This is a genomic window from Salipiger thiooxidans (assembly GCF_900102075.1).
Lineage (GTDB): Bacteria > Pseudomonadota > Alphaproteobacteria > Rhodobacterales > Rhodobacteraceae > Salipiger > Salipiger thiooxidans.
Map to the genome: position 1 here is coordinate 1 of NZ_FNAV01000049.1, position 9,384 is coordinate 9,384.

Sequence of the window (9,384 nt, forward strand, 5' to 3'; positions counted from 1 at the left end):
TAATGCGGGTTCGGCACCCAGGATAGACGCAAATAATCCGGGCCAAAAATCACGATGTTTGCAAGCCGAACTCAGGATGATTGCAGGCCGTTACAAGTAGATTGCGTTTTCTAAGCGGTTGCGCGTCGGCATGACGAAGACCTTAGAAGCACTCACACGCGCCGTCTGGTTACCTGATTATGAAGCACAAAAAAAAATCTGATGCATGAATAGTCGCGGCATCTTTCTTGTCAGAAACGGTGGTTTTAGAACGATACTTTTTGGCTCAGCTTATGCAAAGCCTTCACGGATCAACGAATGCTCGCTATTGGCAGCGGTTCTGTTTGGCAATCTGATTGTGGGAACTGCTCTGGAACGCAATTTCACAGAAGCAGAATCGTTCCCAACAAAATCGGTGCAGCATCGAGATCGGAAACCTTGACCAGCCGCGATGATGTCACGGCTGGCTCTTGTGCCTCAGGCGACGGCCTGTTGCACCTTTCTGATGCGCGTCGGCAGGCCCTGACGGATGCTGGCGCCGCTGATCGGCTCCAGCCAGGTTCCGGCAACGCGGCGCGTGGGGTCGGCAAAGCCGAGCGCGTTCAGGTTCACGCCGGCGCCGACCCAAGGGTTGCCCCCATAGGATTGCCCGTCGATCACATGCTTGCCCGCGCCCAGTTCGCTGTGACCGAACCCGTGTTCGATCCCCAGCGCACCGCGCATCACCCCCTCGCTGACCAGCGCCACGCCGATGACGCGGCCGCCGGGGCTTTCGATTTCGATGGTATCGCCATGGGCCACGCCCGCACGGCGTGCGTCGTGGGTGTTCACCATCACCGGGTTGTTTGGCTTGATCATCCGCAGCCGGTCCAGCCCCGCCGAATAGGAGTTCATCATGTTCGACTTGAACGAGAACGCCAGCAGCGGCCAGTCATCCTCGGTGAACACGTCGCGCATCGGTGTGCCGTCCGACAGTGCGGCGCGGCGGAATTCGGGCACACCGCGGTGGCGCCGCCCGGTTTCGCTGTCGATGGCGGTGCCGACATCCTCATTGTAAAGGCACAGCGTCCGCGCCCAGCGATTGCCGAGCTTTTGGCCGTCATAAGCCTGATCGAAGGTCTGGAACCGCCCGCCGCGCGAATAAAGATGCGCGACCGCGCCGCGTTCCTCGACCGGCAGCGTGGCGTCGATTTCGGGCATCAGACGGGCAATGCCGCCAAGCGCTATGTCCTCCGTGCTGGCATCGGGCAGCCTTTCACCCTGATAGGCCACGTTGGCCGCGGCGCGAAGGAAGAAATCCTCGGCCCGGTTCAGGTCATGGGCGAGACCATCCGCCCCCTGGATTGTGCCTGCACCGAAACCGGCAAGGTTCAGCCGTTTGGCCACGGCAATAAAGAAGCTTTCCATGCTCACCGGATCGCCCTCGGCGGTTCTGGCCTGGCGCGGCTCGACCACGGGCCAACAGGCGGTCGTCATCTTGGTCAGGTTGCCCGACCACGCCCCGGTAAAACCCCAGACCTCGTACATCACAGAGTCCGGGAAGATATAGTCGGCGTAGCGATTGGTTTCGTTGATGAACCCGTCGATCGACACGTAAAGCCCCAAGCGTTTCGGATCGGCCAGCTTGTCGGCGATCAGGTTGTTGAGCCCGGCCTGTCCATATAGCGGGTTTGCCATGACGCCGATCACCGCCTTGATCGGATAGGGATAGCCATCGAGCGCCGAGGCCAGATGTTCGGTCAGCACCGGCGGGGCCAGCTTGCGCCACGGAGCGTTGGATGGGTAGGGGTTCTCGCCTGCCGCGACACGGCGCTTGTATTCCGACGATTTTTCGTAAGGAAAGCGCGAGCGCGACAGGAATACGCCCTTGGGTTTGCGCATGCCGTCGAATTTGGCCAGGTCATAACGCGGCCCGTCGCCGAAGCCGTTGAAGCTGCCGCCGCCATGGGCCGCGCCGCCCTTGTGGTTCATGGAGCCAGCCAGAAGGTTCAGGATCTGGATGCCGAAGGCCGCGTGGAACCCGGTGGCCGACATCATGCCGCCATGGCAATCGACCACGCCGCGTCGGCCTGCGGCCTTGAAGCGCTGCGCGATATCGACGATCCGCGCCTGCGGTATGCCGCATTCCGCAGCCAGATCAGCCAGCGAATGCTCCTGCGCCGCTTCGCGCAGGATCAAAAGACTGGACCGGACGGCAATTTCAGTGCCATCGGGAAGTGTGACCGTGTCATCGACGAACAGATCGCCCCGCCCCGTGGTGTCAGCTGCGGTCAGCATGCCCTGCGCCATGACCATCGGACCATCCTGTGGCGTTTCCGGTTCGGCAAGGCCCAGGTCGGACTTGCGCAGGAAACGGCCCTGTCCTTCGTGACCCTCCTCGGTGATGACCAGGTGCGTTGCGTTGGTATGGCCCACCTCGCCCGCCGCATCGGCCGCGGCCTGCGACGGCAGGGCCAGAAAATCGGCGGCAAAGCCATCGTTTTCCAGCAGCCAGCGGATCAGCGCCATGGCCAGCGCGGAATCCGTGCCGGGGCGCACCGGCACCCAGTTCGACCCGCCGGCCGAATTGGTGACGGAGGCGTTCAGCGCCGGGTCCACCACCACGTAATCCAGACCCTTGGCGCGGGCATCGGCGATCATGCGACCCTGCCGTTTGAAGGGGTTGCCCGCCTGGCTAGGCGCGGTGCCGATGAACAACGCGAATTCGGCGTTGGCGAAATCAGGCTTGGTATGGGCGTTCTTTTCCAAATCGTTCATCACCGCGCCCGCGCCCATGCGAAAGGCCAGGCCGCAATAGCTGCCGTGGTGGCCATAGTTGCGCGTGCCGAAGGCGTTGAAGGCAAAGCGTTTGAGCAGGGCGGAACGCCCGTAATCCGTGGCCTCCATCACCAGCAGCTGGTTGGTCTTTGGCCCCAGTTCGGGTGCCTCTGGGTCAAGCGGCGTATCGTAATCGTTGAGCGCGCGCAGACCTTCGACGGTCCCTTCGCCGAACAGATCGCCGCCTTCGCAGATCTCCTCGATGGCCTGTTCGAAGGGGACGCTGCGCCATTCGCCCGACCCGCGCGGCCCGACCCGTTTCAACACGTTCAGAACGCGGTGGGGGCTGGTGATCTGTGCAATCATCGCGTTGCCCCGCGCACAGGCGGTCGAGCGGTGCTTTTGCCCGTTCTCGTTCAGCCGAGAAACAAACCGCAGGGCATCGGCTACCGGCACTTCCTGATCCAGATGCGCGTCCGAGGACAGCGGATGATAGGGGTTGCCGCGCACGTTCAGCACGGTGTCGGTAGCATTGTCGATCCGCACGCGGATCCCGCATTTGGTCGTACAGCCATAGCAGACGGTAAAGGCCAGGCGCTGATCCTCGTTGATCTCCAGATCGCCGCTGGCCGGGTCCACGCGGTATTCCGGCGTGGGTGCGTTGCCATAGATGGGATGCGCGGGCTTTTCGCCCGCACTGCCTGTGATGCCCCGCGCCATACGCGCCAGCGGCTCGGAATAACCGGCGGCAAAGGTGGTGGCCCCGGCGACGGCAACGCCGCCCTGCAACAGTCTGCGACGCGTCTTATCCATGAGAAGGCACTCCGTCTGAAGGTTTGGAAACGGGGACGGTAGAGGGCCCGTCAAGGGCCGCCCGCCAAGGCACGAATATCTCGATCAGCATCAGCACCGTCAGCCACAGGGCAAAGGCACCGATGATCCCCAAAAGGCCCATCGACCCCATGCCCAACTGGTATTCGCTGAAACCCGCGGTCTGGCGCTGCACCGTCTGCACGTTCATCAGAACGGCCCAGCGGAACATCCACGCGGTATGCAGGGCAAGCAGGCCGAAGACCCACCCCAGGCCCCGAATGCCCGGCCGCATCAGCAGTGCCAACACACCGAGGAACAGTACGCCCCCCGTGGCCACCGCGCGGAAGGTCATCGCGCGCCAATCGGGGTTACCCTTGACCGAGTCCAATGCGGCCGCAACAGATGGGTCGGCTTGGGTCAGCCCTACCGCGAACCACAGCGCCGCGGTGATGCCCGCCAAGATGCAGGCCACTAGCAAAACACCAAGCAACTGACGCGACACCGCGCGGCTGGGGGATACGACGGGCGTCTGGGGTGCCGTTGCCAGTTCTGCGGCACGCATGCCGGAAAACCGGTCCAGAACCAGCAGCATACCAACCGATCCGATCAGACCCGTCGCCACAAACATCACCGGCAGGAAATCGGTGTGCCAGAGCGGACGACCCTTCAGAACGGCGATCTCGTAACCGGTATAGAGCGCCATTCCCAGCGACGCGGCGAAGGCACCCAGCCCCGTCAGCACGATCAGCCAGCGCGGGCTGTCCCAATGGCCCAGCGTCGCTACACGCGCCACCCAACCAACGATACCCCGTTCGCCGCGCCAATCCTGCATGGGTTCACGCCAGACCAGCCAGGCCAGCCCGATGGTCAGTACCACGAAAACTGGCAGGATCAGCGATCCGATCGACATCCAGGACCAAGGCGTGAAATGGGCGTAGAAATGCCAGAACCGTAGCGGCTGATGCAAATCCGCGAGTAGCGACACAGGGGCTGCGATGGCGGTCGTAACCGCCCCCACCAGCGCCAGCCGCGCTATGGGTTTCCAGCGGTTCACCCCAAAGACCGCGCCGGGCAGTGCCAGCCAGAGCGAAGTGTAGGCCAGCGCCACAAGGAAGAAATACTCGACCGCGCGCGGATACCAGGCGATGCCGTAACGCGGTGCGATGATCTCAATGCTCTCCATATTCATACCCCAGTTCTGCCCCTGCGCTGTCGCGCACATCCCAAAGGCCCGGCGCCGCTTGCGGCCGGTCGATGAACCGTTCATCCATGCCGAGATAAAACACATGCGGCACCGTGTTCTTGTCCGGTTGCAGTACCTTCAATTCGTCGCGGTGCTCTTCGATCATCCGGCTGATCTGGCTGTCGGGATCCATGATGTCGCCGATAATCCGCGCACCGCCGACGCAGGATTCGACACAGGCGGGCAACAACCCCGCCTCAAGCCGATGGGCGCAGAAAGTGCATTTGTCGGCGACCTGTGTGCGGTCGTTGATGAACCGCGCGTCATAGGGACAGGCCTGTACGCAATAGGCGCAGCCGACACAGCGGTCGGCATCCACGACGACGATGCCATCCTCGCGCTGGAACGTGGCCTGCACCGGGCAGACCGGCACGCAAGGCGGGTTGTCGCAATGGTTGCACAGCCGCGGCAGCATGAATTGTGCCAGATCGCCAGTCTCCTCGTTTTCGACCTCGTATTGCGACACGATGGTGCGAAACTTGCCTAGAGGCGCTTCGTTTTCGATATGACACGACACAGTGCAGGCCTGACAGCCGATGCACTGGCGCAGATCGATCAGCATGGCATAGCGTTTGGCGGCATCCCCATCCCGGCGCGGCGGCTGGTCGTTGATACCGGCCTGCGCAACACTGGCCAGCGGCACGAAGGCTGCACCCGCGGTGATCCGCGCGGCCTGCGCCATGAATAGGCGACGTGCAAGATCCATTGGAGACCCCCTTCACAAGATGAACCACGGCTTTGGTCCGTTGCTATGTCGGGAATGGTCTAGACCAGTTGGACACCACGGGAGTTGATCTGGAGCAAGTGACGGAATGTAAGTCTAAAACGGTCGTTTCCGCCGGTGACAGAAACGTTGAGTTTTGGCGTATGCTGCTTTGCGGAGAAGGTCCGGTTCGAGCCCTTTCTACTCATTCGATGGCATGGCGGGCTCGGGTAGCTCTGGCATGGGACCTCGTTCGAGGTAGGTGCCGAGGACGACATAGCTGTGGGTCGAACGCACTCCCTCGATGTCCTGTATTCGCAAGAGGAGCTGTTCCAGACCCGCGGGACCATTGCAACGGAGCTTCAGGATCAGACTGGTGTTCCCGGCAACTGTATGAATCTCCTCTACATCCGCCAGATCGCGCAGTGCTTCGATCGGAGCCGTCATGCCCCAACCCTCGGTCATGACATGAACGAAGCTAAGCAGCGGGCATCCGATCTTTTCGCCATTGAGCTGCGCGACGGTTCGGCGGATGATGCCATCGCGCCGAAGACGCTTTACGCGCTCATGCACCGCGGGCGGAGACAGATGAACCGCCTCGGCAAGCTGTGCATACGAGCGATCCGCGCGCTCAGCCAAGAGCCTTAATAGCATTCGGTCGACCCGGTCGAGGCCGGAAGGATGAGAGGCCGGCCTTCGAATATTGTTCGTTTCTGTCACGCCAATCCCCACAACGTCTTGAATATACGACAGCTCAATCTGACTATACCGTATGTCATACATAGAAAATTGGAAAATGCAGAACAGAATTCTACTTGGCCTCCGCGTTCCATCCCTCCTGATGGGGGTGATGATGGTGGGGGCGAACTCCTTCGTTCTCAGCCCAATCCTTTCCAACGTTGCGGCCGATCTCGATGCATATCCCGCGCAGGTGGCTTGGGCGATTTCTGCTTTTGGTGCGGCCACCGCTCTCTCCGCGCTTGCCTTTGGCACGGTGATCGACAGATGGCCCGCCGGTCAGGTTCTCGCTGGCGGGGCGCTCGTTCTGGCCTTGGCGCAGGCTCTGAGCGGCTTGAGTTCCGGGTGGGTCTGGCTCTGCGTCGCGCAGGCCATTGCCGGTCTGGCAACCGGCGTCCTGCTGCCCGGTGCCTATGCGACCACCGCCGCGACCGCGCCCGAGGGTCGGGCACCCGCCCGGCTTGGCTTCGTGCTGACAGGATGGGCGATCTCTCTGGTGCTGGCAGTGCCGACGGCGGCATTCGTCGCAGAGCAATCGGGGTGGCGGATGGTCTACGCCTTGCTATGTGGGACATCCTTGGCAACGGCGGGGTGTCTCTTCATGACATTGCCCCGTGTACACAATGCGATGTCTGGCCCGATCGGCCCCTTGGAGGCTGCCAAACTCCCGGGGGTGCCGACGTTGCTGGTGATCATGTTCGCCTACATGACGGCATTCTACGGCAGCTTCGCATTCTACGGCGAGGGCTTGCGCCAAGCCTTTGGCATCAACGCCCAAGGCGCCGGCCTGTTCGTTCTGGCCTACGGACTTGGTTTCGGTGCCGCCGGTATCGGGTTGGGCGTTTTGGCACCACGAATTTCCAGAGGCTATGTGCTCTCGATCTTTGTCTGCCTTGCGCTGAGCTACGGTGGATGGCGCTCCGCACTGACATCTCCGGTTCTGGCGTTTTTGGCTGCCATTGTTTGGGGCGGGTTGAATCAACTGGGCCTGAACGCCCTTGTGATTTCCCTGAACCGGAAGGCGCAAGCCGCGCGCGGCGCAGTGATGGGTCTCAACAGCGCTGTCACCTACTCGGCTGTTTTCGCGGGGCCAGCGTTCATGGGGCCCGTCTATGCCGCTTTGGGGTTCGCAGGCGTCACCACCGTGGCAGCCGTATCCGTGTCCATCGGCGCGTTAATTGCCTGGAAGGACCTCTGAGCTGCAACGTCAGCTTCGTCCGCACACCGGACACAAACCCCCTGCCAGAAGCTGTGGGGCAAAAACGGTGGATTTTGTCGCCCTTGGAGCGGCGGCTGTCGCCGACATCCCGCCACGGCGGTCGAAATCAGATTTGGTGTGCGCTTGAGGATAGAGTGGTGGAAGATGAAGCCTTGAGCCCTTCTACCTGCACATGCGTTGCTCAGGATCCAATCGCGTAAGTTCACCGAGCGATCATGTTCATCTGTACCGTTCTGAGATGGGTGCGCATTGCCGCCTCTGCGTCATCAGCGAGGCGCCGCTCGAGAGCTCGAATAATCTCTTGATGCTGCTCGCAATAGATCTGCCGCCTCTCTGGTGAGAAAGATCTTTGCTTCAACTCGTACCATGACGGCTGCTCCCTGAGCGTGCCGAGAATTGCGTGAATCTCACGTAGCAGACTGTTGCGGGTGCAGGAGAGGATAAGCCGATGCAAGGCAGCATCCCACTCCTCGAACTCGAGCATTGTGGCGGCCGCGACACCATGCTCATGGACCTGCCGGATCTTCTCCAGATCACCCGCGCTCGCATTTATGGCAGCAAATGCCGCAGCAGAGGGCTCCAGCAGGACGCGCAACTCCATCATGTCGGCCGGCGAAGCGCCATGCATGCGCTGCGTGCTCTCGAGGATCGGATCAGAATGCGGCAACTGGCGTTGTCAACTTAACTCGCTGGCGCCGAGGAAATGGCCTGTTTTGGAGCGTCAGATGCTCGCGGCGCCCTTCCAAGCGTCGAAGGCTTCGATTCGATGATAGCGTGTTGCGTTTGCGGAACGGCGGCTGGCGGGAACTGAGAAACGGTTTCGGACGGCAGTGTGGCAGGCTACAAACCGTTGCAACCCGCCCGGAGAGCGAAATCCTTGCATGCAACGCTCTCGTTTTCGAAACGGTAGATGGCTGTTTTCCGCCCTGTTGTTCAAGCCCTTGTGGGAACGATGTTCGAGACCGGATGCGACTTCACGTTTGGCCGCTCCGTAGGATCGCAGCTTGTCTGTGACGATCCGTTTGGGCAAGCCAAACCGCTTGATCAGCGCCTTCAAAAGACGCTTTGCGGCACGCTTGTCGCGTCTGGATTGCAGGATTTCCTCCAGAACAAGCCCGTTCTGATCGACCGCGCGCCAGAGCCAGAACTTCCGCCTCGATATCGTTACCACAACCTCATCGAGATGCCAGATATCGCCGGGACGGGCCTGGCGTCGACGCAAATTCCGGGCAATTTGAGGGGCAAATTTCGCCGCCCAACGCCGGATCGTCTCATAGGAAACGTCGACGCCACGGTTCAGGAGCATTTCCTCGACCTCGCGTAGGGAGAGGTTGAAACGCACATAAAGCCAAACCGCGTGCGTGATGATCTCTGGCGGAAAACGGTGGCGCTTGTAGCTGACAGTCGTACTCATGCGTAGCAACTACGAAAAATATCCAACGCTGCCAACGGACCCGTGTTAACGTGACAATTCCCCGCCTGACCATGCTGGATGGTGGTTATGCGAGCTTGGCCATCGGCCTGATGAGCGCGCTGCTGTTGGCTTTCTGAAAGGCGCGGCGGCGCGTGTGCTTGCGTGCGACCACGGCCCGGGATGCTGACAGATGCGCCACTTTCAGGACCTGACCTTGGCCGGCTTGCGGTCAGCGCTTGTGCGGCTTGCCTGTCGACAGGCGCGGGCCTAGGAATATGCATGCTCACATCTCCGCAGATCGTCGCCAGACAGGCATCGGATATCGCGATGACGCCCGAGTTGCGGCGCGCGATCGGGTTGTTGAAGCTGACCAACACGCAGCTTTCGGCAGAACTCGCGCGTGAGGCGCGGAAGAATGCTGCGCTCGCGTTGCAGATGCCGGCACCCGACATCGTGCTTGGACTCTTTCGCCCGGCGTCGCGAAGGCCTGCGCCTCCGGCCATCCGGGGCATGGGGGG

8 protein-coding genes are annotated in these 9,384 nt (G+C 61.5%); 2 read left to right on the forward strand and 6 right to left on the reverse strand.

Annotated elements, in window-relative coordinates; all coding sequences use genetic code 11:
* Positions 1 to 456 precede the first annotated feature (456 nt).
* The 4 genes from BLQ77_RS27635 to BLQ77_RS27650 all read right to left on the reverse strand — a co-directional run bounded on the left by BLQ77_RS27635 (position 457) and on the right by BLQ77_RS27650 (position 6,215).
* The gene (locus tag BLQ77_RS27635) at positions 457 to 3,549 is read right to left on the reverse strand and encodes a molybdopterin dinucleotide binding domain-containing protein (RefSeq protein ID WP_089964267.1); all 3,093 of its coding nucleotides are present in this window, start codon (positions 3,547 to 3,549) and stop codon (positions 457 to 459) included.
* Positions 3,542 to 4,738 (reverse strand): NrfD/PsrC family molybdoenzyme membrane anchor subunit, encoded by a 1,197-nt coding sequence (gene nrfD / locus BLQ77_RS27640; protein ID WP_089964268.1) that lies wholly within the window; start codon positions 4,736 to 4,738, stop codon positions 3,542 to 3,544. The genes BLQ77_RS27635 and nrfD overlap by 8 nt, the downstream gene beginning before the upstream one ends.
* Positions 4,719 to 5,498 carry a sulfate reduction electron transfer complex DsrMKJOP subunit DsrO gene (gene dsrO / locus BLQ77_RS27645; RefSeq protein ID WP_089964269.1) on the reverse strand — a complete coding sequence of 260 codons (780 nt, stop codon included), beginning with the start codon at positions 5,496 to 5,498 and terminating at the stop codon, positions 4,719 to 4,721. The genes nrfD and dsrO overlap by 20 nt, the downstream gene beginning before the upstream one ends.
* 198 nt (positions 5,499 to 5,696) lie before the next feature.
* Positions 5,697 to 6,215 carry an Lrp/AsnC family transcriptional regulator gene (locus BLQ77_RS27650; protein WP_242661900.1) on the reverse strand — a complete coding sequence of 173 codons (519 nt, stop codon included), beginning with the start codon at positions 6,213 to 6,215 and terminating at the stop codon, positions 5,697 to 5,699.
* A gap of 76 nt (positions 6,216 to 6,291) precedes the next feature.
* Here BLQ77_RS27650 and BLQ77_RS27655 point away from each other — a divergent pair, with 76 nt between their 5' ends.
* A complete protein-coding gene (locus BLQ77_RS27655) occupies positions 6,292 to 7,431 on the forward strand; it encodes an MFS transporter (protein ID WP_242661901.1) in 1,140 nt (379 codons plus the stop codon).
* A 223-nt stretch (positions 7,432 to 7,654) separates the two neighbouring features.
* Here the strand turns inward: BLQ77_RS27655 and BLQ77_RS27660 are convergent, their stop codons facing one another.
* Together BLQ77_RS27660 and BLQ77_RS27665 are read right to left on the reverse strand one after the other, a co-directional pair.
* On the reverse strand, positions 7,655 to 8,119 hold the full coding sequence (locus tag BLQ77_RS27660) for a FadR/GntR family transcriptional regulator (RefSeq protein ID WP_131822093.1): 465 nt from the start codon (positions 8,117 to 8,119) through the stop codon (positions 7,655 to 7,657).
* 54 nt (positions 8,120 to 8,173) lie between these two features.
* Positions 8,174 to 8,866, reverse strand: coding sequence for an IS6 family transposase (locus tag BLQ77_RS27665; RefSeq protein WP_089964272.1), 693 nt, complete (start codon positions 8,864 to 8,866; stop codon positions 8,174 to 8,176).
* Between the two features lie 279 nt (positions 8,867 to 9,145).
* Between BLQ77_RS27665 and BLQ77_RS28350 the strand changes: the two genes are divergently transcribed.
* The coding region (locus tag BLQ77_RS28350; RefSeq protein WP_375360222.1) for a hypothetical protein at positions 9,146 to 9,384 on the forward strand (239 nt) is incomplete at its 3' end.